28 protein-coding genes and 1 pseudogene are annotated in these 26,281 nt (G+C 58.7%); 17 read left to right on the top strand and 12 right to left on the bottom strand.

From position 1 onward, the window contains the following. Positions 1 to 39 precede the first annotated feature (39 nt). Both D5400_RS09890 and D5400_RS21135 read right to left on the bottom strand, forming a co-directional pair. Positions 40 to 936, bottom strand: coding sequence for a LysR family transcriptional regulator (locus tag D5400_RS09890; protein ID WP_126009861.1), 897 nt, complete (start codon positions 934 to 936; stop codon positions 40 to 42). 224 nt (positions 937 to 1,160) lie between these two features. Further along, positions 1,161 to 1,319: a hypothetical protein gene (locus tag D5400_RS21135; protein ID WP_164527850.1), complete on the bottom strand. Its 159-nt coding sequence runs from the start codon at positions 1,317 to 1,319 to the stop codon at positions 1,161 to 1,163. On the opposite strand from D5400_RS21135, the gene D5400_RS09885 reads away from it, so the two are divergent. After that, complete coding sequence (locus tag D5400_RS09885) at positions 1,318 to 2,271, top strand: GHMP family kinase ATP-binding protein (RefSeq protein ID WP_126009860.1); 954 nt, start codon at positions 1,318 to 1,320, stop codon at positions 2,269 to 2,271. The genes D5400_RS21135 and D5400_RS09885 overlap by 2 nt on opposite strands. Then, entirely contained in the window at positions 2,261 to 3,319 is a 1,059-nt protein-coding gene (locus D5400_RS09880; protein ID WP_126009859.1) for a PLP-dependent cysteine synthase family protein, read from the top strand. The genes D5400_RS09885 and D5400_RS09880 overlap by 11 nt, the downstream gene beginning before the upstream one ends. Here D5400_RS09880 and D5400_RS09875 read toward each other — a convergent pair. After that, a complete protein-coding gene (locus tag D5400_RS09875) occupies positions 3,295 to 4,302 on the bottom strand; it encodes a pyridoxal-phosphate dependent enzyme (protein WP_245451501.1) in 1,008 nt (335 codons plus the stop codon). The genes D5400_RS09880 and D5400_RS09875 overlap by 25 nt on opposite strands. A 388-nt stretch (positions 4,303 to 4,690) precedes the next feature. Here D5400_RS09875 and D5400_RS09870 point away from each other — a divergent pair, with 388 nt between their 5' ends. Beyond that, positions 4,691 to 4,942, top strand: coding sequence for a helix-turn-helix domain-containing protein (locus tag D5400_RS09870; protein WP_342635466.1), 252 nt, complete (start codon positions 4,691 to 4,693; stop codon positions 4,940 to 4,942). Positions 4,943 to 5,036: 94 nt separating this feature from the next. Here the strand turns inward: D5400_RS09870 and D5400_RS09865 are convergent, their stop codons facing one another. Continuing rightward, positions 5,037 to 5,906, bottom strand: coding sequence for a helix-turn-helix domain-containing protein (locus tag D5400_RS09865; protein WP_126009857.1), 870 nt, complete (start codon positions 5,904 to 5,906; stop codon positions 5,037 to 5,039). Positions 5,907 to 5,910: 4 nt separating this feature from the next. After that, positions 5,911 to 6,501 carry a ComF family protein gene (locus D5400_RS09860; protein ID WP_126009856.1) on the bottom strand — a complete coding sequence of 197 codons (591 nt, stop codon included), beginning with the start codon at positions 6,499 to 6,501 and terminating at the stop codon, positions 5,911 to 5,913. A 188-nt stretch (positions 6,502 to 6,689) separates the two neighbouring features. Here D5400_RS09860 and D5400_RS09855 point away from each other — a divergent pair, with 188 nt between their 5' ends. The 6 genes from D5400_RS09855 to D5400_RS09835 all read left to right on the top strand — a co-directional run bounded on the left by D5400_RS09855 (position 6,690) and on the right by D5400_RS09835 (position 12,856). After that, positions 6,690 to 8,744 (top strand): DEAD/DEAH box helicase, encoded by a 2,055-nt coding sequence (locus D5400_RS09855; protein WP_126009855.1) that lies wholly within the window; start codon positions 6,690 to 6,692, stop codon positions 8,742 to 8,744. Then, positions 8,737 to 8,979, top strand: coding sequence for a hypothetical protein (locus tag D5400_RS09850; protein ID WP_126009854.1), 243 nt, complete (start codon positions 8,737 to 8,739; stop codon positions 8,977 to 8,979). Before D5400_RS09855 ends, D5400_RS09850 begins: the two co-directional genes overlap by 8 nt. Positions 8,980 to 9,042: 63 nt before the next feature. After that, on the top strand, positions 9,043 to 10,803 hold the full coding sequence (locus tag D5400_RS09845) for a hypothetical protein (RefSeq protein ID WP_126009853.1): 1,761 nt from the start codon (positions 9,043 to 9,045) through the stop codon (positions 10,801 to 10,803). Positions 10,804 to 11,355: 552 nt separating this feature from the next. Beyond that, entirely contained in the window at positions 11,356 to 11,910 is a 555-nt protein-coding gene (locus D5400_RS09840) for a hypothetical protein (protein WP_126009852.1), read from the top strand. 384 nt (positions 11,911 to 12,294) lie between these two features. Then, a complete protein-coding gene (locus D5400_RS21130) occupies positions 12,295 to 12,441 on the top strand; it encodes a hypothetical protein (RefSeq protein ID WP_164527849.1) in 147 nt (48 codons plus the stop codon). Positions 12,442 to 12,544: 103 nt separating this feature from the next. Beyond that, positions 12,545 to 12,856: a hypothetical protein gene (locus D5400_RS09835; RefSeq protein WP_126009851.1), complete on the top strand. Its 312-nt coding sequence runs from the start codon at positions 12,545 to 12,547 to the stop codon at positions 12,854 to 12,856. A 124-nt stretch (positions 12,857 to 12,980) separates the two neighbouring features. On the opposite strand, the gene D5400_RS09830 is transcribed toward D5400_RS09835, so the two are convergent. Further along, a complete protein-coding gene (locus D5400_RS09830; protein ID WP_126009850.1) occupies positions 12,981 to 13,259 on the bottom strand; it encodes a hypothetical protein in 279 nt (92 codons plus the stop codon). A 338-nt stretch (positions 13,260 to 13,597) separates the two neighbouring features. Between D5400_RS09830 and D5400_RS09825 the strand changes: the two genes are divergently transcribed. Together D5400_RS09825 and D5400_RS21850 are read left to right on the top strand one after the other, a co-directional pair. Continuing rightward, a complete protein-coding gene (locus tag D5400_RS09825) occupies positions 13,598 to 15,892 on the top strand; it encodes a multicopper oxidase domain-containing protein (protein ID WP_126009849.1) in 2,295 nt (764 codons plus the stop codon). Next, a complete protein-coding gene (locus D5400_RS21850; RefSeq protein ID WP_425364923.1) occupies positions 15,810 to 16,229 on the top strand; it encodes an SRPBCC domain-containing protein in 420 nt (139 codons plus the stop codon). The genes D5400_RS09825 and D5400_RS21850 overlap by 83 nt, the downstream gene beginning before the upstream one ends. 183 nt (positions 16,230 to 16,412) lie before the next feature. Here the strand turns inward: D5400_RS21850 and D5400_RS09815 are convergent, their stop codons facing one another. Beyond that, positions 16,413 to 16,769, bottom strand: a complete 357-nt coding sequence (locus D5400_RS09815) for an iron chaperone (protein WP_126009847.1) — start codon at positions 16,767 to 16,769, stop codon at positions 16,413 to 16,415. A 371-nt stretch (positions 16,770 to 17,140) separates the two neighbouring features. On the opposite strand from D5400_RS09815, the gene D5400_RS21125 reads away from it, so the two are divergent. Then, positions 17,141 to 17,311 (top strand): hypothetical protein, encoded by a 171-nt coding sequence (locus tag D5400_RS21125; protein WP_164527740.1) that lies wholly within the window; start codon positions 17,141 to 17,143, stop codon positions 17,309 to 17,311. A 593-nt stretch (positions 17,312 to 17,904) separates the two neighbouring features. Here the strand turns inward: D5400_RS21125 and D5400_RS09810 are convergent. From D5400_RS09810 to D5400_RS09795, 4 genes are all read right to left on the bottom strand, one after another. Beyond that, complete coding sequence (locus D5400_RS09810; RefSeq protein ID WP_126009846.1) at positions 17,905 to 18,666, bottom strand: hypothetical protein; 762 nt, start codon at positions 18,664 to 18,666, stop codon at positions 17,905 to 17,907. 342 nt (positions 18,667 to 19,008) lie between these two features. Next, positions 19,009 to 19,743: a hypothetical protein gene (locus D5400_RS09805; RefSeq protein ID WP_126009845.1), complete on the bottom strand. Its 735-nt coding sequence runs from the start codon at positions 19,741 to 19,743 to the stop codon at positions 19,009 to 19,011. Between the two features lie 21 nt (positions 19,744 to 19,764). Then, a complete protein-coding gene (locus D5400_RS09800) occupies positions 19,765 to 20,499 on the bottom strand; it encodes a HupE/UreJ family protein (RefSeq protein ID WP_126009844.1) in 735 nt (244 codons plus the stop codon). Positions 20,500 to 20,557: 58 nt separating this feature from the next. Next, a complete protein-coding gene (locus D5400_RS09795; RefSeq protein ID WP_126009843.1) occupies positions 20,558 to 20,935 on the bottom strand; it encodes a hypothetical protein in 378 nt (125 codons plus the stop codon). 102 nt (positions 20,936 to 21,037) lie between these two features. On the opposite strand from D5400_RS09795, the gene D5400_RS09790 reads away from it, so the two are divergent. Next, on the top strand, positions 21,038 to 21,316 hold the full coding sequence (locus D5400_RS09790; protein WP_126009842.1) for a metal-sensing transcriptional repressor: 279 nt from the start codon (positions 21,038 to 21,040) through the stop codon (positions 21,314 to 21,316). A 12-nt stretch (positions 21,317 to 21,328) separates the two neighbouring features. Then, on the top strand, positions 21,329 to 22,651 hold the full coding sequence (locus D5400_RS09785) for an MFS transporter (protein WP_126009841.1): 1,323 nt from the start codon (positions 21,329 to 21,331) through the stop codon (positions 22,649 to 22,651). Between the two features lie 111 nt (positions 22,652 to 22,762). Here D5400_RS09785 and D5400_RS09780 read toward each other — a convergent pair whose 3' ends face one another. Further along, positions 22,763 to 22,969 (bottom strand): hypothetical protein, encoded by a 207-nt coding sequence (locus D5400_RS09780; protein WP_126009840.1) that lies wholly within the window; start codon positions 22,967 to 22,969, stop codon positions 22,763 to 22,765. Between the two features lie 304 nt (positions 22,970 to 23,273). On the opposite strand from D5400_RS09780, the pseudogene D5400_RS09775 reads away from it, so the two are divergent. The 3 genes and pseudogenes from D5400_RS09775 to D5400_RS09765 all read left to right on the top strand — a co-directional run. Then, positions 23,274 to 23,438: pseudogene (locus tag D5400_RS09775) on the top strand (integrase core domain-containing protein); the annotation flags it as partial. A gap of 86 nt (positions 23,439 to 23,524) precedes the next feature. Continuing rightward, a complete protein-coding gene (locus D5400_RS09770) occupies positions 23,525 to 25,642 on the top strand; it encodes a heavy metal translocating P-type ATPase (protein ID WP_126009839.1) in 2,118 nt (705 codons plus the stop codon). Beyond that, positions 25,639 to 26,232: a methyltransferase family protein gene (locus D5400_RS09765; protein ID WP_126009838.1), complete on the top strand. Its 594-nt coding sequence runs from the start codon at positions 25,639 to 25,641 to the stop codon at positions 26,230 to 26,232. The genes D5400_RS09770 and D5400_RS09765 overlap by 4 nt, the downstream gene beginning before the upstream one ends. Positions 26,233 to 26,281 lie beyond the last annotated feature (49 nt).

Here is a 26,281-nt window from a genome sequence, read left to right as displayed (position 1 = left end):
GTTCATTGACCGTCGACGTTGGGCGAACAGGAAGAAACGTCAAACCGCTTTCGCTCTAGACAGACTGAGGAGTCTTCGCAAAGCCGGGTTATCGTTTCTGGGCGACCATACGGCTCTGAACGCAATGATTTCCTGGCAGATCGGGCGGTATATAAGCCGTGGCCTCCGCAGCCTTGTCACGGATTCCGGTGTGACACAGAGGCCATGACCCAGAGCCACGAGTGGCAGCAAGTTTTCCCGATCGACCGAATGCAGACGGACATTCGGCTGATAGCCAAGTTCCACGAAACGGCGCACGACATGCTTTTCGAACATCGTCCATGGCCCGATTTCGTTCACGAGGAAGATCTCAGACTTTAAATCGTGCCAACTCACCTGCCTTTTTCGCCGCAGTGGGTGATCAACGGGTAAGACGACGAACATGCGTTCTGACCAGAGATGAACGCAGGCACATTCGACCCAATCATTCGTACCGGGCAAAAACGCGACATCCAGACTGCCCTGCCTGATACCAGCGACGTGCCGCTCCGGTACGCCGTCAATGAACTCGAGTTCCACATCTTCATAAAGCGTCGCGTAAGTCTCGATCAGATCATTGAGAAACTGAGACGATAACGATGCGAAGACGCCGATCCTTATGCGACCCTTCTCGCCTCGTCCCACCCGAGACACCTGCTGCGCTTCACGTTCGATGATTGCGAGGACTTGCGTTGCTCCCTCCAGGAAGCTTTTTCCGGCCTCCGTCAGCGTCACGCCGCTGCAACACCGCTGAAACAATGAAGCACCAATTTCATCTTCAAGGTCCCTGATCCCTCGACTGACCGACGATGCCTGAACACGCATGTAATCGGCCGCTTTGCGAAAGCTGCACTGTTCGGCCGCGACCACGAAGTACCGCAATTGGCGAATGTCTACAGCTGTCGAAATCCGCGTCATCGCAACGAAGATCTAATTTTCTTCGAAGCACGTGCGTGCGGCCGTCGTTTTTGGCCGGTTGAGCCTCGCTGCCACAGCTCCCCCGGCAAAGTAGTCTGGGATGAACCGTTCGCAGACCTTTAGGTCCACCGACGGGAAAGACAGGGGAAAGTAACGGGTGGTGGGACCTTCAGTTTTCACACTGCCTCTCCTTCATCCAGAGCAGGCACCACTACATGGAGCAATCACTCACCAGTGTAGAAGCGTCGCTTGTGGAAGGCGAATTCGTAAATCCAAAGATCAAATTCGGGTGGGGTGGACAATACATAAATCCATGAAGTGACGACCATCTGCATTCTTGCCAAGCTTGTTTCCTGCTGACGTTTCGGAACCACCTTGGTCATGAAGGCTCAAAGCTCATCTTTAACGATCAACCAACGGCCGGATGGCCAAGTCGCTGGCTCAGCCTATGCTTGCGCACATCACGGTGAACTGATCCAGGGAGCGTTCGAATGGCATGATGGATCTCTCAGACGGGCGCTGGTGAGCCTGCCTCTGCGCTCCAAACACGCCTTTGCGACCTTCAAGCCCGACTCCCAAATCGGTGTGCGCGTTCAGCCGACCGATCGTCACAAGGCGGCGCGAGCGGCGGAACTCGCGCTTCAGAAATTGAATTTGAACGTCCACGGCGGTTCTTTGGAAATTCGTAGCGATATCCCCATCGGACATGGATACGGCTCCTCCAGCGCGGACGTCGTTGCAGCCGTAAAGGCAGTGTTCGATGCGTTCGGCCGCACCGCATCAGCGACGATAGCAAGTGAGATCGCTGTGGCGGCGGAACGCGCATCCGATGCGATAGCGTTCGAAGAGACCAGCGTCTTGTTCGCGCACCGTGATGGGATCGTTCTGGAGTACCTCGGCGGAGACCTGCCTCCGCTCGCGCTGATTAGTTTCAAGTCCAGCGACGCCTCGCCCATCAGCACCACCGCCCTTTCGAGAGCCCGGTACAACGCGGACGAGATTCAAGCTTTTCGCTGCGCCCTCAGCGCGGTCAGGCGCGCAGTACTGTACCAGGATCCGATGCTGTTGGGTCGAGCTGCGTCATTGAGTGCACGGATCAGTCAGCAACACTTGGCAAAAAATGGCTTCAGCAGAGCGCAGGAAGTGGCTGACCGGCACGGCGCCAGCGGGCTGCAGGTCTCCCACAGCGGAAGCCTTTTCGGAATCATGATGGATGCCAGTCAACCGAAACTGAACGCCCGTCTTTCGGCAATCGCACTGGACATCCAGAACGCCGGATTCACCGACGTCGAACAGCTCTCGATCTCTGCGGAGCACAACTTCGATGACCGTTGATGCTGACTATTTTCGTGATCTGGAAACGCCCCGTCTTTACAATTTATCGAAGAGTGTGTTGGCCGCATCGTTTCCAATCATGAAATTGATGCCGGCCCGATACATTCTCGATCGGGCAGCGCGTCAAAGGGACCTGCGACCGGGTGGCCGTATTGTCGAAACGACATCGGGTACATTTGGCATGGCAGTCGCATTGTTGGCCGCTGCGCGAGACTATCGTCTTACGCTTGTCACCGCCTCGAGTTTGATCGATGCGAAGTATCAGCATCGCTTGCAACTGCTGGGAGCCAAGGTCATCGCGGTTGATGATCCAAGAGGGGACGGCAACCAGACAGGACGCCTCGAGGCAATCAGTGGTCTGGTCCGGGAAGACCCAGCCGTCTACTGGACACGCCAGTATGACAGTGATGGGAATTGGCTGGCTTATGCACGTCTGGCGGAACAGCTCACCAAGGCGATGGGACAGATCGACTGGCTGGTCGGCTGTATTGGCACGGGTGGGTCGCTTTGCGGTACCGGCCACTTTTTACGCGCTATTTTTCCAGGACTTCAGATCGCGGCAGTCGACACACACCGCAGCGTGCTCTTTGGTCATCCAGTCGGAAAGCGCCTGCTTCGAGGCCTTGGTAACAGCGTCCTGCCCGCCAATGTACGACACGAACTGGTGGATGAGATCCACTGGGTTGGCGCTTATCCAGCCTGGCAGCATTGCCACCATCTCCTTCGTCGCTACGGGTTATTCGTCGGACCAACCAGCGGTGCTGCAGGTCTTGTCGGTCAATGGATCGGCAACGCGCACCCGGGTGCGCGCGTCGCAATCATCATGCCCGATGAGGGTTATCGTCACATCGACACGGTGTTCAGTGAGGCTTGGCTCGACAACCATCCGGAATGGACCAGCGCAACGTTGGATGCGCCCACGCCGATATCAGAGATTACTGCAGGGAGTGAGGCAGATTGGACCTGTTTCCCATGGGCGCGTCGGTCTCTTGAAGACGTCATGCGCAACGATACAGTCCACCGTCAAACGCCCCGTTCTTCCACATGAGCTAGCGCGGCGCCGATTGAAGGGAACGGTTTGACAGGCGTCTTTGTCGACCCCCCCGACAGATCCATATCTTTTAAACCGCTGGCAGTCGCAATGGCGACCACCCGCTCATCCGACCGGATGACGCCATCGCCGATCAGCTTCTGCATCGCAACAAGGGGCGCGGCCGACGTCAGTTCGACAAATAAACCTTCCCGACGCGCAAGCTGGCCCTGCATGTCCAGAAGCTCTTCATTGACGACGGAAACAGCGACACCGCCCGACTGACGCAAGGCATGCAAAGCCTGAAATGTGCTTCGCTGCGTCCCGATCGATACCGCAAGCGTTTCGAACGGCATCGGGCAGTCGACAAGGACATCCGACTTCACTTTCAGAGCCTGGCCAAGAGAGCCATAGACTTCGGCCGCAGCCAATTTGGGAAGTCGATCCAGTCTTCCGGATTGTTTGAGTTCCTTGAACCCATGCCAGAGGCCGATCAGCGCGTCCCCGTAGCAGACAGGCAGAATGCACCAATCCGGCGGGCCGCCCAGTTGATCGACAATCTCGTAGGCCAGGGTCTTGTAGCCGGCGACCCCGATGGGATGACTGCCGACAACGGGAGCATGGTAGGGGGAGGCAATCAGCCAATCATGTCGCTTGGCTCCCTCGGCAAGAAATGACCAACGATCTCGTTTGGATTCGAACGGTATCACGGTGGCACCATATCTCCTTGCCTGAGAGACCATCGCTCCCGATGTCGCGGCGAAGGTCGAGACAACGCAGCCGATACCCGCCGCCGCCGCGTAGGCGGCAAGCGAGGCGCCGGCATTTCCTGACGAGGCCGTTGCCACGACCTTCGCGTTCATCAATCGCGCGTATGACACCATGACCGTCGAGAACCGATCCTTGTGCGACCAGGTGGGATTTCGTCCCTCATCCTTGACGAACAGGCGTTCAAGTCCAAAATGCCGTCCCATGCGCTCAAGATGAAGAAGCGGCGTCAATCCCTCCCCCAGACTCACAGACTCGTGGCTCTCTACAGGAAGTGCGTCCGCATACCGCCACAGCGATGAAGCGGCAGCCACCGCCGACTTTTTCGCTGGGGCGCTGTCCAGCACGTCAGGAGAACTGACTGGAAATAGGTTTGCCGGCGCAACGGCACGACAATTGGGACAGCCCGTGGAATCGACTGAAAGCTCTGCCGGGAACCGACTTTCACATCGAAGGCACGCGTATCCTGCCAGTCTCAGATTCACGCTGCCACTCCTGTCGTGAGGTTTAGCCATCGGCCAGCACGCACGTCCTGACCAATCTTCACGCGTCGCTGGCTTAGAACCATAGACCCCCCTGCCGCTAAAATCTACACTATAGTGCGTTGCATTAAAGGAAGAGATGCTACTTTTGTGTCCGATGAGCCTTAAATCGAGTTTTGGGATCAACCTTCAGCGCATCAGACGCGGACAGGGCATGTCGCAAGAAGAGCTGGCGGCAAAGGCCGGACTAGCGCGAGCCTATCTAAGCGGTGCTGAAGCTGGGCGTAGAAACGCAACGCTGGAGACCGTCGAAGCGCTCGCCAATGTGCTTGGCGTTGATCCAATAGATTTGCTCAAAAAGCATCCCTCGACACAGGACAACATGCCTTAACATTAGGCAGAGCAGTGGGTTATATCGGATTACTCTCACTTTCTGAGCAACCCAGAAGCACCCAGACTAACATTACTAACCGACTCGAACAGTGTCAGCCGACAGTGACGCGAGGTTCGCGAACGTGCATCTCCACGCGCAAGCCCGCCGTAGCGGCCATGTTAACCAAGGCGTCGAGGCCGAACAGGTCGACCTTGCCACGCGTAAGGTCTGAGATCCGCGGCTGGGTCACCCCAAAGACTTTGGCCGCTTGAGACTGGCTGAGATGCGCGCGGGAAATATGCTCTTTGAGCGCCGTCATGAGCGCCGCGCGTAACTTTACGCTCTCGGTCTGCTCCGGGCTCGCCTCGGCTGGTGCTGACGGCTCCAGATCCTTCACCGGGCTTGCTGAAAATTCGCTGTTCGCACCGATGTCCAGCGAGAATTGTTCGTGGGCGATGTTGGCGATCTTCGCGGTGAGGCCAATCTTCTCTTCTGCCTTTGCGCGAGCATGATCCGACATGAAGGCGACAAGGCGCTCCAAGCCGTCCTTGTCCGATATGGTGACAAAATCCTTGTTCTTGTTCACGAAGACCACGGACTTCTTCTTTTCTCGAAGAAGCTCGATGACATTGCTGAGTGTGCCGGTGCTTTTGCAATCCCAGACCATGAGGCCATAGTCGCTGTGGCGCGCCATCTCCAGGTCTTTGGCGGTAAAATAGGCGCGCGTGCCCGCCTTCGCCTTCGAGACGACCCTATGGACCGGCCATTCTGCGACATTGTTTCGGGGCGAGTCCCCGGTGCAATACACGGTCACCTTTCCGGCTTGGTACCGCTGGAGGCATTCCTGAATTGAGGTATCGGCACCATCGGCGTCTCCGACCACGACGTTGAAGTCTGAAGACACGATCTTGTTGATCCTATCCGCCACCTTCTCATGTAGGCGGTTGATGGAGATTGATCCGGCGATGAAGACAGTGGTCATGGCATTACTTCCATGTGATCGAAGCGGCGTAGACGTGGTTGATCTTCTTGTACGTGCGCAGCGTTTTGCAGACGGCGTCCATCGTGGCGCCCGTGTCAAAGAGATCGTCAAGGACAAGCGCGTTCCAGCACCCTTCATTGGTGATGGACGGGTTGATGCTGAACCGTCCCTCCAATGCGGCGTCCTTCGCCTCGCGGCCGTGCAGGTTCTTGAGCTGCGAGCTGCCTTCGGGCGCGGGCGCCTTGACGATGATGTCGTCGAACACTGGCGTTTTCGTCAGTTTGCCGAGTTCGTTGGCGATCTCATTGACTGGCTGGCGCGCACGCACCGTTGAGGCGGGCATCGGGATAATCAGGCCGATCTTGCCGAACAACGGCAGCAAGGATTGCTGCACTTGCGCTGCGAGTGGCTGCACCTGATTCCAATCGGCTCGATATTTAATTTGGAATAGCGCCTCGCCGGGCTCTGAGCGCGTCGTGTCAAATCGAGGGTGGCCGTATTCGTCGTCGCCTAGGTAGACGCTCGACAGCGTATGCTTGTGGAGCGCGTAACCGAGATCCCAACTGCCTTCGAGCTTTCGAACCTGAACCTGCATGACGAAAAGTGTTCCTTGCAGGCTCCCCCCGGAACGCCGCCTGCGGGGCCACGATAGATTTATACAAAATATTGTATGAGCGCAAGAGATTTATGGCAGCGTCATTATTGGCATCCGAAGCTCCCAAGTGCGCGAGAAGCGTTGCCCAAAAGCTTGACTGAATGCATAGTTTTGCATAAGGTTGCAGCATGTCACAGAATGATGCCCCTGATTTCCTAACCCTTGCCGAGGCCGCCGAGTATGTCGGCGTCTCGAAGGACACGCTTCGACGGTGGGATGCCTCCGACAAGCTCAAGCCGGTGCGTCGTCCGGGAAGCGGCTATCGCTTCTATCGGCGACCCGATCTTGAACCCTTCCGGCTCGAGTATCGGCGAGCTGAACAGGCCGCCGACGAGCCAAACCACATGTTTCAGACCCTCACCGCGGACATTGAGGCGAACCCCAAGATCCGCGAGCCGCAGCAGGGCGCCCACCGGGCAGTACGGACCCACTTCGAAGCCTCGAACGAGCCGGTGATCCTGCAGATTCCTGTCGGGTGCGGAAAGACCGGCGTCATTGCGACATTGCCCTTCGGCGTCGCCAAAGGCCGCGCGCTCGTCATCACACCGAATTTGACGATCCGGTCGGGCGTCGCGGAGTCGCTCGACATCAGCAACCCGAAGAATTTCTGGCGGAGAACGGGGGCGCTCCACGATTTTTCGGCGGGTCCATTCCGGGCTGTCTTGGATGGCGTCGACGCCAATCTCCACGACTGCAACGCGAGCCAATTCGTCGTGACCAACATCCACCAATTGGCCAGCGCGGCCGATCGCTGGCTCCCGCAGTTTCCACCGAACTATTTCGACATGATCATGATCGACGAGGGCCACCACAACGTGGCCCCGAGCTGGGCGAAGGTCTTCGATCGTTTTCCGAACGCCAAGGTCGTCAGCTTGACGGCGACGCCGTTCCGGGGTGACGGAACGCGGCCGGTCGGCAAAGTGATCTATCGCTACCCCTTCACCCGGGCGATGGTGAAGGGGTACATCAAGCAAATCCACTCCCGGAACGTCGCGCCTTCAGAGCTGTCCTTCACCTACCGCGACGATACGAAACGGCACACCTTGGAGGAGGTGATGGCCTTGCGGGAACATGCATGGTTTCGACGTGGTGTCGCGTTGGCGCCGGACTGCAATCGCCACATCGTCGACGCCAGCATCAAATACCTCCAGGAGCTGCGTGAGCGCAGCGGTTTCCGCCACCAGATCATCGCCGTCGCCTGTTCAGTCGACCATGCCCGCCAGGTGCGCGGGCTGTATGAAGAGCGGGGCCTGAAGGCGGCCGAAATCTACGGTGAGATGGATCGAGACAAGCAGGACGCGGTTCTTGCCGATCTGCGCAGCGGCAAGCTCGATTGCATCGTGCAGGTGCAGATGCTCGGCGAAGGCTTTGATCATCCGCCCCTGAGCGTGGCGGCCATCTTCCGGCCGTTCGCAAGCTTGTCGCCCTACATCCAGTTCGTTGGGCGCGTGATGCGCGTCGTCCATGAGACGAAGCCCGACCACCCGGACAACCACGCCTTCGTGGTCTCCCATGTGGGCTTGAACACCGACGCCCATTGGGACGATTTCCGCGAACTCGATTTCGATGACCAGGCGATGGTCAAGAAGTGGCTGGAGGCCGGTGACGAGAATGGCGATGGCGACGGATCGGGAGAGCCTCGTCGCTTCGACATCGGGATGCTGGTCGATAACGAGATCGTCGGCTCGTTCATCAATCGGTCGTTCCTTGATCCAGAAGATGATCGCGTTCTGGAAGAGATGCTGGAACATGAGATCGGCGCGGGCCTGCGCCTGCGCGACGTCATCGCGAAGGACAAGCTCAGGGAGACGCTGCGCCGAAAGCAGGAAGAGCTGTCCCAAGTCAGCAGTGCGGGCGACCTTCCGGTGCAGCCGCAGGCGCGGCGGGTTGGCGCGCGCAAGCGGCTCTCCGAACGCACGGGCTCCGTCGTCGCCCGCATTCTCAAGGATCTGAAACTCTCGCCCGCCGGCCGAGAAGTCGGCCAGCGCGATAAGACCGTCGCAGGGCGTGATAACCGGGCTGCCGTTACGTCGCTGCTGAACAAGGCGATCAACGAACATCTCGGCATCAAATCTGGGAGCCGTAAGGCGCCTGACGCAGGCGACAACGAGGACGCACTGGCTGCGCTCGACATGCTGGGAGACAGTGTGCGCGACGCCCTGAAGGGGAAGAAGGATGGCTAAAGTCAGGGACATTCTGATCGACGTGAAGATTGAGCAGGCACAGCGCCAGCGCAAATGCCGGAGGAATAGCTCACACGTCATTGCGAAGGGCGAGTGGTGTCTCGTTGTTCGCACAAACGCGACCAACGATGACTACAGCTATAGCCGTGACGCCGCAAAGCCCATGCTCGATGCGGCTTGGGCCAAGTTAAAGGGCATCTACGAAGGGCTCGGCATGTCACCGCCCGGAACCTGAAGTGCGGGACCTTCATGACTGCGTGCATGTAAACCTAGCGCGCGACCAACACGAAGCTGGGCGATGATGGACCGGGAACTGAAAAAGCAGGTGCAGGATTTCGAGCGCCAGCTGGATGCGGCGCTTGACGCGCTTCCAACGCGAGGCTGGTCGGGCACCAGCGCGCTCCGACTCGCGTCGGAGCTTCACGAGATCGGCGCCTTCAAGAAGGGTATCGATGAGGTGGGCTACATTGATCGCGGCTATTCGATACTCGCGGACCGCTTCGTTTCGGGCGAGGACGGTGCCGCGTCGGATATCGAACGCGAGACCGACCAGAGGCAGATGATGGAGGACCTCGTCTTCGCGTCGCATTTCTACATGATCCGCGAGTACCTGTATTACTCGTACAATGTTGCCGGCGCGATGAGTTGGTCGTTTCAGGACGGACGGGTCGAGATTCGGTTCGCGGACAAATCGATCCCGCGGCAGTTTTTCACGGTACACAATGATCAGTTGCTCGGGTCGAAGCATTATTTCCGCGACTTCAACCACTCGGAAGAGATCCTGCGCCTGCTCAAGGATGAGCCGGAGGGCGTAGTCACGTCCAATCTGGAAACGGCCGAGCCGCTGATGCGCGAAGAGGCTGATCTCAAGCTCGCTGCCTATTTTTCCCTGATATCGCCCGACAGCCAGATCGATCTGGGTGGATACACCTACGAGCAGTTCCTGAGCGTCTACCGAATGCTGCTGATGAAGGCGCTATACCACCGCTATTTTGCGCGCGCGCAGGACGCAGTCGGCGCCGTCTACATGCCGGAAACAGATCTGCTCCACGGGATCGAGGAGGATCTGGGCATCGGCCCTGATACCGCGCGAAAGATCCTGAAGGACATGGTGTACGACCGCGACGCGACGGCAGGACGGGTCGATGCGAGCTATTTCTCGCTGATGCGGGAGGGGGAGCCGGATGGCAGGATCGTCATGCGGCCGCATCATTTCGCGATCGCGGAGGGGCTGGTGAACGTGCTGCGCGTCATCGCCCAGCGGCGCCCGAACGCCTTCCTCGAGCAAGTCAGCAACGAGATCGGCAGCGCGTTCGTCCGACGCGTCAAGTCGGCGTGGGAGGCGGAGGGCTTCATCTGCCACAGCGAAGTGTCGCTGCGCGAATTCGACGCGTCGTTGCCGGATATCGACCTCCTTGTAATCTCGGTCGAGCCGACGCTCGGCTATATGATGTTCGTGTGCGAGCTGAAATGCCCGGTGCCGCCGCGCTGGGCGAAGGATCAGCTCAAGGTGCTCAACAAGGACAGCGTGTCCAAGGCCTTCCGGCAGGTGGAGGTGCTGAAGCGCTTCATCCAAACCGAGGACGGCATGCGTTTTCTCTCGCGGATGCTGCCGAAGGAAGGCCATCCGCACTTCAAGGGCGTTGTCGTCGGAATCGAGCATCTGATCATCACCTCCGACAATGCCGGCATGTTCTTCGGTGCCGAGAGCACCAGGGTGATCAATTTTCGCACGCTCGAGCGGCTACTACGGCGTTCCGATGGCGACCTAGCTCTGATCCAGCATGTGCTGCGGACCTATGCCGAACATGCCGATGAGGCGCTGGTTACCAAGATGATCGAGTTTCAGCTCGGTTCGCTGAGCGTCGCCTATGAGGCCGTCACGGTGAGCCCGCTGCTCGAATTTCCGCAGGGCCACTGGCGCAGCGATCCTGAGCGCGAGGCGATGATTGATGCGTTTGTTGCGGACGGCATGCATCCATTCGATGTCTTTGAGCACCGGCTACCCGATCTTGTCGTCTTGGATCACAGCCGGGGCGACGACAAGGGCGGTGACTGACGGGGGAGCGATCCGTGGAGGGAAGACTATTATTTATGACGCCCCCAAGCGCATGGAATAGGATCGTCAGTGGGTAGTTGGTAGGTGCTCGTCGCCGGTCTTTGGATTCGTTGTTGTCACCTCCTAAGCGAATGGCTGCATTCGAAGATTCCCCAGCTAGTCTTGAATGACCAAAAATGGGGTGGAAAGCAGACGTCGCTATTTAGGAGAGGGATAGAGGGCTATGGAGTAGACATAGTTCTCATCGCTATCTCGCATGGCCCGCCATTAGCCGCCGATTGTCCTCGGAGGTGCGCTTTCGCCGCCGATCACCGCGTCTCCGTCAAGCGGGAATGAGAACCGTCGAATCTGCGGCCAACTCGATCCTTCTTGCAGACCAAGAACGGAAAGAAGCGACCTCATTGTCGCCGTCCCAGATGCTCACGTGGCGGCCGTAAACCTGCCGTTCTGTTCTACACCGTCAACATCAACGCTGCAGCCGACCCTGCCACACCGCCTATGGTTAAACCAGCCGTTCGATTGTCGAACAGGTCCCGCTGATGAGCAAGGTCAGTGACATGGAGCATCTCCACGACTGTGCTAGAACCAGCCCTGCTGGACGGTGAAGGCCGCGTGGAGCTTACCGTCATCGGCAGCAACGCTTCCGTCTTTTTCGTAGTTGATCACGCCGTCTGGCCACCTTGGCAGGCACTCGCCCCATCTGGAAAATCATCCGGCTTTGTTCGTTGCTCAATTCGTCCTGTCCCAGACGTGCTTGCTCATCAACTACCGCTTGGCGGACGGGCCGGCGCCAGCCGTGGCCTGCCGGCGACCCGAGATCGTCGAACACTTACATGCGAACCTGCTGGCAAGTCATCCGCATTGGAAGCATGGTGTGCAGCCGCTTGCGAGGGCGAGGACGCTGACGACATAACCTTTGCGAATCTGGAGTATGTTGCCACCAACGACATCGGCGGCGTGTGGTCCAAGAAAGCCATCTTGCTCGCGTTCACTCTGTTCGTAATGACTGTCCGCCGGCTGCTACTGGCTGTTGATATGAAATTTAGGCGTCCTCGCCGCCATGTGCAACCTCGACTCAATGGCATAGGGCTAGGCGGCAATCATTGAGCTTGCTCGCACCATGCGCGACCAGACGAGTAATCTTCCGCCCCTGCCCGGCAGCTTCCCCGACTAGCCGACGCCCATCGTCCGCACCGGAGCGACCGAGGGCGCGAGTAGTTTGGCCCGATGGAGCATCGTCGCCGCAATTTATGCTGAAGGTCAAGAAGGTCGACAGCGGCTGGACGCATCGCTGCAATCCGCAGCCGAACGAATTGATCTCTCCCGATAGCGATAGTGTGTTAGGACTCCAGCCGACTGGCAAATACCTCGGCAAAAGCGTTGACCGGTCAGCCGCACAACATCATCGCGCCGCCACCTAGCCTAGAACAGTGAAGTCTAAACCGTCGTGAAAGCGAGCGGCACAACTTCCATTATCAAAGGCGACATCCAATGACCCAAGTTCAAACGCCGGAAAATCAGCGAAACATCATGGGCGGCATTCTTATCCTTGCTGCAGTAGCCTTCGGATATCTTTGGTATGTAACCGCCCCTATGGACGCGATCGCCCCGATCCCGGCTGAAACGCAGACGCAGTGAGCGGGCGGACGCAGGACGTGAAACTGGCGTGCGTCCTTGTTCTGATGGCTGCGATCATCTCAACTGCCGCGCTGCTCATCATGCCGTCGCTCTAACGATCAACGTGAAGGCGGCAGTCTGCCGCCTTTCCAAATTTCTCGGTCAGAGGATTTATATGACCATCCCCACGCGTGCAGCTGCGGCGGACATCGCAGCGATCAACGATACGGCGGAGTGGACGGGACCGACACTGGCTGTGCGCCGTCAAAGTTCCGTCGGTCGCCCGCTCGGCGAGCGACGACTCGGCGTTATCCGCAACTTCGATCTTGCCTCGGTATTCACTGAAGGTCGAAAGATGGAGCATTTTTCATCGATCGAAGAACTCGCAAAAGTCTGGGAAGTGGTCCGGGCGAAACGACCACCACCATTTAAGTGATCAATAATGGTCGACCTTTTCGATAAGTCGATCGAGTTGCCTCCGAGATTCACCCAGATCCAGACAAGTGGCGAATGCTCTCGCAGGTCGCAGATGTGATAAACTGGCGCGAACGTGAGACAGATCAGATCGCCAAACCGCGTCCGGCCGTCGCAGGAAAAAAGCCTAATAAAGTCCATTTGGTGGAGCGATCCGCGTGTGGACGTGGATCGCTCCACTCAGCTTCAGGGATCTGGTATTTGATTTGTTTGTCATCGAGTTCCGGGCAATGTCGCGATTGGCCGACAACGTTCATGTCCTGAGCAGCATTATTTCTGCCGGGCCGATACGCTACGCTATAAAAATCGGCTTGCAGGCCCGCCCAGGCTTCTAACGCCCTCGGCGAACCCGTCGGCGCCGGCATCCGCGATAGAATATCCTGACGCCGCCTGAACACGCCGTGACCGCGTATCCCCAAGACGCATATCGCTGGCTCGACTTCGGCATGCTTATAAAAAGCGCGCCCATCCCGGACAAAACTGAGGTTTGCTTACGCGCTCAGACAGCAGTCGGCTCGCGCCTCACTCTCCCAACATGGCGCGGTCTTCTGAGCGAAAGTGATGAACTAGATATTTTGCTGCAGCCGTAAGTAGTTTTACGAATTGACCCGCTCAATATTTAAGCGCATGACCACAAAAGATCACCAATATAAGATATTAATTATCGTGAAGTCTCTATCGAAACTAAGCGAGGGGCGACGCAATGTTTATAACGGATGGTGCTTCACGTATTCGACAACTCGAAGCAGAGAGGGCTCGGCGAAATCGAGCTGAAATTGTTCTTGCGCTCGGTCAGGAGCAGGTGTCGCGGCGCGACCTGATCCGTTGGGGAATATTCACGGCCACGGGCGCCCTGGCGCTAAAGAACGGGCTCAGCCCATTCGCGCAGAGTGCCTATGCGCAGGTGCCGACCGGAATACCCCGCAGCCCACTGTATGGCGCCAAGAAATTCACAACGGAGTTGTATCGCTGCAACCTACAGCAGCCGATCCCACTGGAGCGCAGCTACTCCCAGGACGGTCGCGGGTTCGTTGCAAAATTCCCGAGGAGCCTTAATGAGCTCCCGGCACGTCGCCTCTCCTATCACACTGACTTCTCGCTTGATCCGAAGAATTCACCTTTCCGTAACCCTCTGACGGGCCGGGTACCGATAGAGGGCAGACCACCAGGGGAGACTTTTGCGCATCAACGCTGGGACGAATATTTCCCTGAGGTCGGCTACATCATGACCATCGGCGAGACAGGCGGCGATACTCGATGTCACGAGCTTTTGCCGTATCAAGATCCAGACAGCTTCTGGTGTTACGGTTCCGGTCGCAACGCGGCGGGCCGGCTGCCTCCTTTCCTTATAAAGGCGCGCTACGGCGAACCGATACTTACGCGCATCTACAACAATCTTCCCATCGATCGGTCTCAGAACCACGGCTTCGGTCGCAACGAGACGCAGTTGCATTTCCATAATGCGCATAATGGCGCTGAGAGCGACGGAGCGGCAAATGTGCACCATTTTCCAGGCACATTCTATGACTACCGTTGGAGCACCACGCTGGCTCGGGCTGACCGTATTAACACCCAGGCGACTGACAGGCGTGCCTCAGGGCCAGACGGCAATGGCGGTCTCGTAAACGTCAAGGGTGACTTCCGCGAAATCCAGGGTTCGATGTGGGCGCACGACCACCGCTTTTTCTTCACGGCGGAGAACGTCTACAAAGGCAACCTCGGCGCAATCAACATGTCTAGCGGCCCTGATCGAGGCAATGAGGAGCTGGCAGACGGCGTTAATCTACGGCTGCCAAGTGGTGTTTTACTCGACTGGGGCAATACGGACTTCGACGTAAATCTCATCGTCTGGGATGCCTGCTTTGACGCCGAGGGTCAGCTGTTCTTTGACATATTCAACACTGACGGAACACTCGGCGATATGCCCATCGTCAACGGGTCATATGCGCCGTTCATGTCAGTGTTGCCTCGCAAATACCGGTTTCGCATTCTCAACGCGAGTATATCGCGCTTTTGGAAGATTGCGTTAGTCGATGCTCATGGCCGTGCCGTGCCGATCAAGCAGATTGCCAACGACGGCAATCTGTTCGTTCACCCAATCACGCTGACCTCGCTCGATAAGCAGGGCATAGCGGAGCGTTACGATATAGTCGTTGACTTCTCCCAATTTCGTATTGGCGACAAGCTCAACTTCGTAAATACACTTCATCACAAGAACGGGCGCGGACCCGACAAGGAGTTGTCACTCGCCAAGGCGCTACGCGGCGACCGGACTGACCCGGTCGTGGGTCCTTTCATGGAGTTCCGGATCGTCGGATCGTTGGAGAGCGTCGACGTGCCCGGCTTCATCCATCGCTCTACCACGCCGGATCGCAGCTTGGTGCCAACAACGCTGACCGAACAGATCCCTATCGTACCGCCGGTACGTACACGTGTGGTGCAATTCGGGCGATCGGGCGGTGGTGACTCCCGAGGCTCCGATAACCAATGCACGCCAGACTGTCCGGAAACCTCCTCTTTTCCCTGGACGGTCAAGATCAATGGGGAAGCGGCACATTCCTTCAATGCCAACCGCATATCGTTGGTGATTCCGCAGGCAGGTGACGTCGAGCACTGGACCTACGTGAATAGCGGCGGTGGATGGGACCACCCGATCCATTTGCATTTCGAAGAGGGCGTGACCATGTCTCGAAAGGGTGCGCCCTTCCCGGCCACCGAGCATCTCGCCCGCAAGGACGTCTGGCGCCTCGGTGAAAGCGGGAGCGTTACGTTCCAGGTGCAATTCGGCGAGTACGGCGGTGCCTACGTCAATCACTGCCACAACACGGTGCATGAGGATTTCGCGATGCTGGCTCGCATCCAGCTCCTGACCGGTGTCGCCGGATCGCCGCAGACGTCAATCACCCCGACGCCGAATCCCACTATGGACGGCGTGTTCTTCACCGTCCCAGAGATTTTGCCCGAGGGCGTCCCCAATCGTTCGCCGGTTAGCGGCTAGTCTAGCACCTGGGGGCAGGTATACACTGACAAGAAGCAGCACCGAGGGCACGATCCTGGAATGCGAACCAGACCGACGCCTCGCGATCACTTGGGAGTATCAGGGAGATGTCAGCCGCGTCGATGTCGATCTTGTTCCTGCTAACAAGAAATGGACTATGCTCCGCGTGAGTCACCATGTTCTGCCCAACGACCATTGGGAAACCTACGGTCCCGCCGCTGCAGGTGTTGGATGGGAAGAGTCCTTGCGCGCTCTTTCGCTGTATCTCGCTGGCGACGCTGATGTGCTCCCAATGAAATGCAAGAATTCGCGAGCACACCCGATGGTCAAGATCTGACCCGTAGGGGCGCCCTTGCTTGGAGTTGGATAGACCAAGAAGATGGAAAGCCCGCCAACAACGCAGAAGCACGTGCACTGAGGACAATGAAGCCATACTTGGGCAATGCGACGCGGACGAGCTAGGGGAGTCAAACCGCAAAGAGAGCAAGCCACCTCTCACCGGACCCGGCGGAATGGAGGTTCAGACGCCTAGTTCCTTTCGCGAAGCTAGGGCGAGTGATGCAATCAATTCGTTGGGGATCGGTTTTGCTGGTGAGAATGTGACACCGGTCTTCGATGCTTTGAGCCCGGCCGCCGCGACCTCGTCCAAATGTGTGCTGATGGCGCCCTTGCTAACATACAGACCGCACTGCTTGCTGAATGCGGCATAGCCTGCGATCACCAAGCCTGCGGAGCAGAAGCCGGGCATGCCATACTGAATTACCTCGTCAGCGTCGGGAAGAGTTAGAGCCAACCGCGCCCGCACGAGCTTAAGGAGTGGTCGGAGAGCTTCCGGCGCCGCAGCAATGTAGGCATCATGATCGGTAAACACGATCATGCTTGATCATTGATAACACGAGCTGATCCCGCAAGGGAAAATGTCTGTTATCGCGACAAGTCTGTCCAAAAGCCGACAGTCGTCTTGCCACCGCTTTCTGGTCATTCGCGTCCGGTCTAGCGGTCTAGCAACCGTGCTTAGGAACCGATTTCCTGCCGATGTATGGGGGGCCGCTTGTTGACTGTCGGCTTTCAGCCGATAGTCGTCTGGAAGCTGCCCGTGGTCAGGCGCACATCTGCTTTCCATGCTGCCGGCAATAGCTCGAGATCAACCGGTTAATGAAATTCGAAGTGGTGAGCTACGCCGCTTCGAAGCATAGTTGAGAGCAACGTGGGGGCAATGGCGAACGAGCCGATCAAAGACATCATCGCGTGGTCGGAAACACGCACAGTCATGACAATCCCGCATCCGATACGGTGCCGGTGCCCAAGCCCGATGAATTCATTGCGCACCTCGCTGAGCTCGAGGAGTTGATAGAGGATCTTAAAACCGCGAAGATCACGGCGGAAGCGGCGCGTCCGCAAAGGAAACTGAAGAAATGAGGCGACGCAGGCACCGACGATGCAGCAAAGCGCGGCTTGCCACCGGGCCGGTTTTAAGGACGATCTCCACTTTCCGCTCGGTCGCACACGCTCGCGGGTGCACCAAGCAAACGGCCGCTTTCAGTATAGCGCACGCGGGTGAAGAATGACCGGGATGGGGGCGCATTGCGGTCGAAGTCGATAGACTACCTGGATGGCTGCTTTTCCGCCTCCGTTGGCCAAAGGCGAATAGGCGGCAATCCCCCTCACCTGGCCCCAACACCAGCCAGAGTCAGAGGGCTATAGCGTAGATGTAGTTCTCAGTTTCGTTGGTCTCGGCCCGCCATAACCGACGATTGCCTTCTATGGTACGATGTTGCCGCCGATCACCGCAAACCCACCAATCGACATGCAAAACCGTCGATTTTACGCTATAGCCCGATAAATCTTGAAGGCCAGCTACCCGTCAGGTTGTTCATCTGACACACCGGCGTTTCCGCCTTACTGGTTTTCTGGCTCATTAGATGTTGCCCCCTTTCAACTTCCGCTTCCGTTCGCTGGCCAAGAACGAACAGTCGGGTTTTTCACCTCTTGGCCGCCACACCACCGGCCTATCACGGCCGCAGGCGCGGCCCGCACCAGTTGAAGTCCTGTGTCGTCAATTCCCCGTCTTCTATGAGGCCGAAACGCTTTGGTGCTTGTATGTCGATTGTGTCCCGGTGCTTCGTCTCGCTGCCGTCGTATGTGGCAGAACAAATCTGCTCGATGACATAACGGCTGCCTTCGCTGGAAACGCTGTCGATGCGGCAACGTCGGCTCCGTGCGCCATAAAGACCTTGCCCGTCATAGCTGCGCCACGATGCGTTGGCCGGCCTATCGCAATCGTTTCCGGCGACGACCCAAAGACCGGTCGGTATGGGCAAAATCCGGTCAAAATGACTGACTATCTCCGCAGAATTTCGTTCGGCGATTGCTTCCTCGAACCCGGCGTTGATGTCGTCGCAACGGACGAGATCCACGGTCTGAACGTCCTTCCATACGAAGTTCAGGCGGTCCGCTCCATCACGTTGGGTAAATCGAAAATATGATCGTTCCCGCTCTCCAAGAGCAACGGCCCCTTCGGTTTGTAGGAAGTCCGCAGCAACAAAAGTCACCTGACCGGATCGATCTACCGTTCTGACAATCGCATTGCCAGCATACATCTCGATCTTGTCGACTGTGACATCGATCTGAGTCATCGAAATCCCAGGAGTGCGACAGCCCTCGGCCGAGATGTCCCAACTGCCGAGTACGCCAGATGGAAGTGACTGCCCCTGGGCCGGCATCGCAAGGCTGAAGACGAAGACAGTCAAAAATGCTGACTGGAAAATTCTCATGATTGATCTGCTTTCGAGTGAATATTGCGGCCCACCATACTATCTCGCATACCGTTCCACGAACGCACATTATGCAGAAGCGGCAGAGTGAGCGTCCGGATTTCCCGCGTATCAAACACCCAAATTGATCGGCAACGATCGCACATTGCCTCTTCGAAGCGGTCATGGCGCATTTGATGCAGCTGCCCGCCGAAATCGACCCTTTATCGCCATTGCAGAAACTCCCGTTGCGGCCAGAACCGCATGGAATTATGGGGCCTTGAAGAAGCCGAAGCTGATCCTGCAGGTCCTTTTCGGTTGAGAATGCGGCGGCGCGTCGATCAGGCGCCACCGCAATTTTGGTTAGACCAGCCGCTCGATGGCGGTGTAGGTCCCGCTGGTGCGCAAGGTCAGCGATATGGGTGCATCGCCACGATTGCGCCAGAACCAGCCGTGCTTTCCGGTGAAGGCCGCCTGAAGCTGACCGTCGTCGGCGGCAACGCTGCGACCCTTTTCGTAGCTGATGTTTTGCCCACTGCCATCACCATGCGTGTCGTAGTTCACGGTGCCGCCTTCTGAGACGGCCCATGCGAAGGCCGCAACCTCACCTTCGACCATCGTCAGCTTGATCTCCGCGCCCTCGCCAGGCTGGAGGACGATGGTCATCTCATCCTGGCGCTGCTCCTGCGCTGCGGCGGGCGAGACGATCAGCGCGCCGATCGTGCCGAGGATGCTGGACTGGCGCTCGGGTGCCGGTGGTGCCGGTGGCGGCGGCGGAGCGACAGGGGCGACGACCGGGGCAACCGTGGTGGTTTCGGTGCGCATCGAAGAATCAGTATCGACCGCAGGCGGATTGGCACGGTTTGCCGCGTCCATCGCAGCATCGGCTTCCGCTTCCTCGGCGAGCTGCATCTTGATCTCGCCCATCTCGGTCAGATTGAGAGCGGTGCCGACGCCTGTCGGATCAATCCCGTATTCGGACGGAAGCACGATGGTAACGAGGAGAGCTGCCGCGGTGACGACGGCGATCGCGGTGGAGCGCAGAAGTTTGCCCGTCGAGGGAAGTTCGGCGCGGGTGGGCATGTCTGTGTTGTACATGGAATTGTCCTTTCAGATGTCTCAGGAGACGAAATAGCCAGCGACCTGGTAGCCGAAGAGCACGAAGCCGGCGGTCATCATGGCGACGTTGGCGGTATAGGCATGGCGAAAGAAGCTTGAGCTCCTGCGCCAGAAGCCCATGACGATCAGGATCGCGCCCAGAGCAAGAAGCTGGCCGATCTCCACCCCGACGTTGAAAGCCAGGAGGTTCGGAACAAGGCCATCGGGAGCGATGTCGTATTCCAAAATCTTGGTCGACAGTCCGAAGCCGTGGAACAGACCGAAGATCAGCGTCGCAGCCTTGGTGTTTGGCTGAAAGCCGAACCAGCGCTGGTAGGCGCCCATATTGTCGAGCGCCTTGTAGACGACCGACAGGCCGATGATGGCATCGATGATGTAGCTGTTGATGCCGATGTTGAAGTAGACGCCGAGAAGCATGGTCGTCGAATGACCGATGGCAAACAGCGTCACGTAAATGGCGATGTGCTGCATCCGGTAAAGGAAGAAGATCACGCCGAGCAGGAACAGGATGTGGTCGTAGCCGGTGACCATGTGCTTGGCCCCCAGATAGATAAACGGAATGAGATTCACCCCGCTGATTTCCTGGATGTAGCCCTGGTCGCCGGCGGTGACCGCGTGGGCCAGCGCCGAGGACGCGAAGGCGAGCATCAAGCCGAGCGCGATGAGCCCGGTCGTGAGGTGGGGAGCGAACGCCGGAAGCGTTCGACCGCCACCCCGAGAAGGTGGTCGTGTCATGGATCAATATCCGCATTGAGGAAGAACGAGCCTTGGTTTTCCGAGGCCGGGCTATCGCTCAGGCGCGTGGCGGTCGATCCAGTTCGAATATCTGCAATGGGAGAATATCGTAGAAGCTCGCGACATCCCAGCTCTCGCTGACGGCGATAAGCATGGCCGGCGTTGCGGGTGGGTCGCCCGGCGTGTCGTGCAGATGGTCCGACGCATCATGACCGTGGAGATGGCCCGAGTGGGCCTCATCGCTCCAGCCATCGTCATGGGAATGTCCGTGTTCTGCAATTTCTGCGGAAAGCGCCTGATGGCGTTCGGCCTCGGCCTGCGCAACCGTGAACGGATCATGGGACATTGATCCCGTCGGCGGCGCCAGCATAAGCGACAACGCCATCGCACAGGCGATGACGACGCGCAGCGCGACGCTTTGAAGACGGTTGACCATAGTGCCAGCGATACCCCCGCAATGGTTAAGAGCACCTTTCCCGCGATTCGGTGGCGAGATGATGGCGCTTGCCCTATCCTCCCCGGGGGATAGCTTCCTGCAATGACTCATGCCGACCTTCATGCCTCTCACCCCGACATCGTCAAGCGCCTCAAGCGCGCTGAAGGACATCTCAAGAGCATCATTGCGATGATCGAGGCGGAGCGTCCGTGCCTCGACATCGCGCAGCAGATGCACGCCGTGGAGAAGGCCGTTCAGCAGGCCAAGCGGACCCTCATTCACGATCATCTCGATCATTGCCTGGGAACGCCGAGCGACCGCGAGGCGGGACCGGACCGCCAATTCATCGACGACCTCAAGGCACTGGCAAAATATCTCTGAAGGCGCTTCCTCATGATTGCCGTTCTCAAGAACCGCACCTACCGGCATCTCTTCCTGGCCCAGATCCTCGCGTTGCTTGGCACCGGGCTTGCGACGGTGGCGCTCGGCCTGCTTGCCTTCGATCTGGCCGGCGATAACGCGGGCGCCGTGCTTGGGACCGCGCTCGCCATGAAGATGGTGGCCTATGTCGGCGTCGCGCCAATCGCTGCTGCCTTTGCCGAGCGGTTGCCCCGCCGGACAACCCTGGTCGCGCTCGATCTCGTCCGGGCGGCAGTTGCCTTGCTGCTGCCATTCGTTTCGCAAGTGTGGCAGGTCTATGTGCTGATCTTCGCGCTTCAGTCGGCGTCTGCTGCATTCACGCCGACTTTTCAGGCAACCATTCCCGACGTGCTGCCGGACGAGAAGGACTATACGCGGGCGCTTTCCCTCTCCAGGCTGGCTTATGATCTGGAAAGCCTCGTCAGCCCCATGATTGCCGCCGCTCTCCTAACCGTCATCAGCTTCCACAATCTCTTTGCCGGCACGGTCGTCGGCTTTCTCGCATCCGCAGCCCTCGTGCTGACGGTCCTTCTTCCGAGCCCGAAGCCGAGCAAGCCTCGTGGCATCTACGATCGCACCACGCGCGGCATCCGCATCTATCTCGCCACACCCCGCCTGCGCGGATTGCTGGCCATCAACATGGCCGTTGCCGGCGGCAGCGCATTCGTCATCGTCAACACCGTCGTCTACGTCCAGGCGATCTTCGGGCTTGGGCAGAGCGAAACGGCTGGCGCGCTCGCCGCTTTTGGCGGCGGATCCATGGCGGTCGCGTTGTTGCTGCCCCGGCTGCTCGACAGTCTCGCCGATCGTCCGGTGATGCTTGCGGGTGCGTCGGTGATCACGATCGCCACAGGTGCGGCCGCGTTCATCGACTCCTACGGCCTCCTGCTTCTGGTTTGGAGCTTCATGGGCATTGGCTTTTCGCTCGCGCTGACGCCTTCCGGCCGTCTACTCAGGCGCTCGTCCCATCCGGAAGATCGTCCGGCCTTGTTCGCCGCGCAATTCGCCCTGTCCCATGCGTGCTGGCTCATCACCTATCCGCTTGCCGGATGGGCCGGCGCCAGCCTTGGACTGCCAGCCACGGCCACGATCTTGGCGACAATCGCAGTCGCAGGCGTAACCTGTTCGGCCATGCTTTGGCCTGCCGGCGACCCTGAGATCGTCGAACACGACCATGCGAACCTGCCGGCCAGTCATCCGCACTGGACGCAAGGAGGGCATGCCGGCAACCGACGCCACGCCCATGCCTTCGTGATCGACGATCTTCACGATGCGTGGCCACAAGCGCGCCCTTGAAGAAGCGCCAATCCGGCCCGCATCGGAAAGCGTGAAGCATGCTAGGTGGCTCCTGTACAACTAATTGCATCACAAACATTAGAGAACTAACATATTGATTTTCCGAACTTATTAGGCTTTTCCTATCAAAGGAGTAGAGCTAGCTTCTAGCCTGTGCCCCGGCGTCGGCGCATGGACGGCGCCGAAGACGATCGCCATCGGCAGAAACGTTGCCAGGTCCAGCCATCCGCCGCCGGAGGCGAATGCCCGGATGGTGTCGGCAAAGGTCAAATAGATGTCCCGCTGGCTGTGTACCAGGCTCTGAACGAGGAGTGACATGGTCTTGTCTCAAAGACGCGACACTCCTTCCCGTCGTGAAGTTCAATGTGGAAGAAAGACCGGTTTCGACGACTCCTATCCCCTATAGAATTGCCCCATCTTTGCTTACCATCTCTCAGATCTTCTGATCCCTGAACAACTGGATCGTTCGGAACTGGAGTTATCTGCGGTAGTCTCCCTTGGCTAGGCGGAGCGGAAGACGATGAAGGCATCGAAATTTTCAGACGCGCAGAATCGGTTCATTTTGAAGCGGGGAGTAGATGGGATTCCCGCTGGCGGAGATCCGCCATCGTGCGGGATCGAACAGGGCTCCGAGTTCGTCTCACGACCTTGACCTGTGGGCCTACGCGATTGGCGTGACGCTCGACTTCAGCCGACCAGGGAACCGACCGACAACGCCTAGATCGAAGCTTTCAACGTTCGCCGCCGGGCCGAAAGCCTGGATGCGCACTGGTTCCTGAAGCTCGCCGTCTTCGGAGTGAAAGCAGCAATTCTCCCTTGCATCTCTAGGCACTAGAGGTCCTACAAGAATGACGATGTGCAAGGAGCTTGACAATGCAAATGGAAGTAAGTTCGACCCGATATAGGGTAACAGGAATGGACTGCGCGTCGTGTGCCGCCAAGATCGAAACCGCTGTTAGGCGTGTCAACGGAGTCGGTGATGTGGCCGTGTCCGTCACAAACGGCACGCTCATCGTCAGCCACGGCGACGGTTTCGCCGCCTCCCAGGTCAAACGCCAAGTCAAAGGGCTGGGCTACGGCATCGCCGACGAAGGCGATCGAGCCTTAAACAAGCCTTGTGCCGGTTCAGATCGTTGGTGGTCCAACCGCAAGGCCGTCCTCACCCTTGCCTGCGGCGGCGCGCTAGCGGTGGCTTTCGCCGCCGGACAAGTATTTCCACGTGCGGAATACGCCTTCTTCTTAGCAGCCTTGGCGGTAGGCCTTGTGCCCATCGCGTACCGCGCGCTGACGGCCGCAAGGTTCGGCACGCCGTTCTCGATCGAGATGTTGATGACAATCGCCGCCATAGGCGCGGTCGTCATCGGAGCGGCCGAGGAAGCTGCAGCGGTCGTGTTCCTCTTTCTCGTCGGCGAAGCGCTTGAAGGGTTGGCCGCTTCGCGCGCCCGGCGAAGTATCCAGGGCCTGACCGATCTCGTTCCAAAAACGGCTCTCCTGGAAGCGGATGGCAATCCCCATACGGTCGACGCCGCCAGCCTTGAAGTCGGGAATATCGTCATCGTCCGTCCCGGCGATCGCGTGCCGGCCGACGGCGTGATCGTGGAGGGCACTGGCGAGGTCGACGAAGCCCCGGTCACAGGCGAGAGCGTCGCGAAAGTCAAATCTGCCGGCGACGATGTGTTCGCCGGGACGATCAACGCGAACGGCGTGCTTCGGATCAAGGTAACGGCCGCCGCGGAGGACAACACCATCGCCCGTGTCGTGCGGCTCGTCGAAGAGGCACAGGAAAGCAAGGCTCCGACCGAGCGATTCATCGACAGATTCTCGCGCTATTACACGCCCGGTGTCGTGGCGTTGGCTGCGATGGTCGCCATTGTGCCGCCTCTTACGATGGGCGAGCCTTGGCAGGAATGGATTTACAAGGGCCTGGCGATGCTCCTGATCGGCTGCCCGTGCGCGCTGGTGATATCCACTCCAGCGGCGATTGCCGCAGGTCTCTCGGCGGGCGCACGACGCGGACTATTGATCAAGGGAGGAGCCGTTCTTGAAATGCTGGGCAAAGTGACAGCTGTCGCCTTCGACAAGACTGGCACGCTGACGGAAGGACGGCCACGGGTGACAGACGTCTTCGCTGTCGATGGCCGCACGCAGCGTCTGGTTTCCATGGCAGCCTCGCTAGAACAGGGCTCAAGCCATCCCCTCGCATTGGCATTGCTTGGCCACGCCAAAGAAATTAAAGCCCCCATCCCGCCGGCGTTCTCAGCGAGAGCCGTTCCAGGCGAAGGCGTCGTCGGGGTTGTCGGCGGCAACGACATCTTCTTCGGCGCGCCGAGGGCGGCCGAACGCAGATATAAACTGCCAGCGGATCTGACGGCACAGATCGACAGTCTGAACCGGGAGGGCAAGACAGTATCCATCCTCGTCGTGGATAGCGTTGCGACGGGTTTTATAGCTCTTCGAGACGAGCCGCGGCCTGACGCCGCCGCAGCGCTTGATATCCTCCGATCACATAACATTCGTACGGTCATGCTGACAGGTGACAACCGAGCAACTGCGGAAGCGGTGGCAGCGGGGCTGGGCATCGAGCCGAAGTCGGAAATGATGCCGGAAGCCAAGCAGGCGGCGGTGCGCGAACTCCAACGTGAAGGCTTGATCGTCGCCAAGGTTGGTGACGGAATAAACGATGCTCCCGCGCTCGCTGCCGCCGACGTCGGAATCGCTATGGGTGGCGGTACCGATGTGGCTTTGGAAACCGGTGACGCCGCAGCGTTGCACGGTCGGGTAACGGATATTCCCGACATGATCGCCTTGTCGAAGTCGACAATGAACAACATCCGCCAGAATATTGTCGTTGCCTTAGGGTTGAAGGCCGTCTTCCTAGTCACCACGGTGATCGGCGTTACCGGCCTGTGGCCGGCCATTTTGGCGGACACTGGAGCAACCGTGCTGGTGACGGCGAACGCAATGCGTTTACTCAGTTGGAGGCCGCGATGAGCAGCCAGGTTGCCGCGATAACCGCGCTTCTATTGCTGTTGGGCGTCGTCGTGTGGCTGTACGTCGCTACGCGCCAGACATCCTCCCGAATTGGGCAAAGTGCCTACGGTTTTGGAGGTGATTTGCGCCAACGTTTCGTCCAGGTTCTCTTCAGGGTTTCAATCGCGACGGCTTTGGCCAGCCTCGCGCTTCATTCGGCAAACTCAGCAACGGTATTCGCCGCTCCCCTGTTCGACATCAATCCGGCAGTTCGAAACTTCGCTCTGGCATTGGCTTTGGGGGGAGCGGCGCTGACGCTCTTCGGCCGGTCCGATATGGGGCGTCGGTGGAGGGTCGGTGTATCCGGCGAAGCGCCCGACGGTCTCGTCACCCAAGGCCTCTTCGCGTATTCCCGTAATCCCGTTTTCGTCGGCATGATCGCTGTGGCCGCCGGCTCTGCATTAGCGGTGCCTTCGTTGCCGATGATCGCCGCCGCTGCGGCGTTCGCCATCGCCTGCCGGCTCCAGGTGGTCGATGAGGAACGATTGCTCGCGGTGGTGTTTGGCGGCGAGTACGATCGGTACCGTGTCGCGGTGCGGCGCTGGTTATAACGCCTCCAGCGTGTTGGCCGGCGCCTGAGACGCTCAAGAACGCCCTTCT

The sequence above is a fragment of the Georhizobium profundi genome (assembly GCF_003952725.1).
Classification (GTDB): Bacteria; Pseudomonadota; Alphaproteobacteria; order Rhizobiales; family Rhizobiaceae; genus Georhizobium; species Georhizobium profundi.
This window is presented reverse-complemented; position numbering and strand designations above follow the sequence as displayed.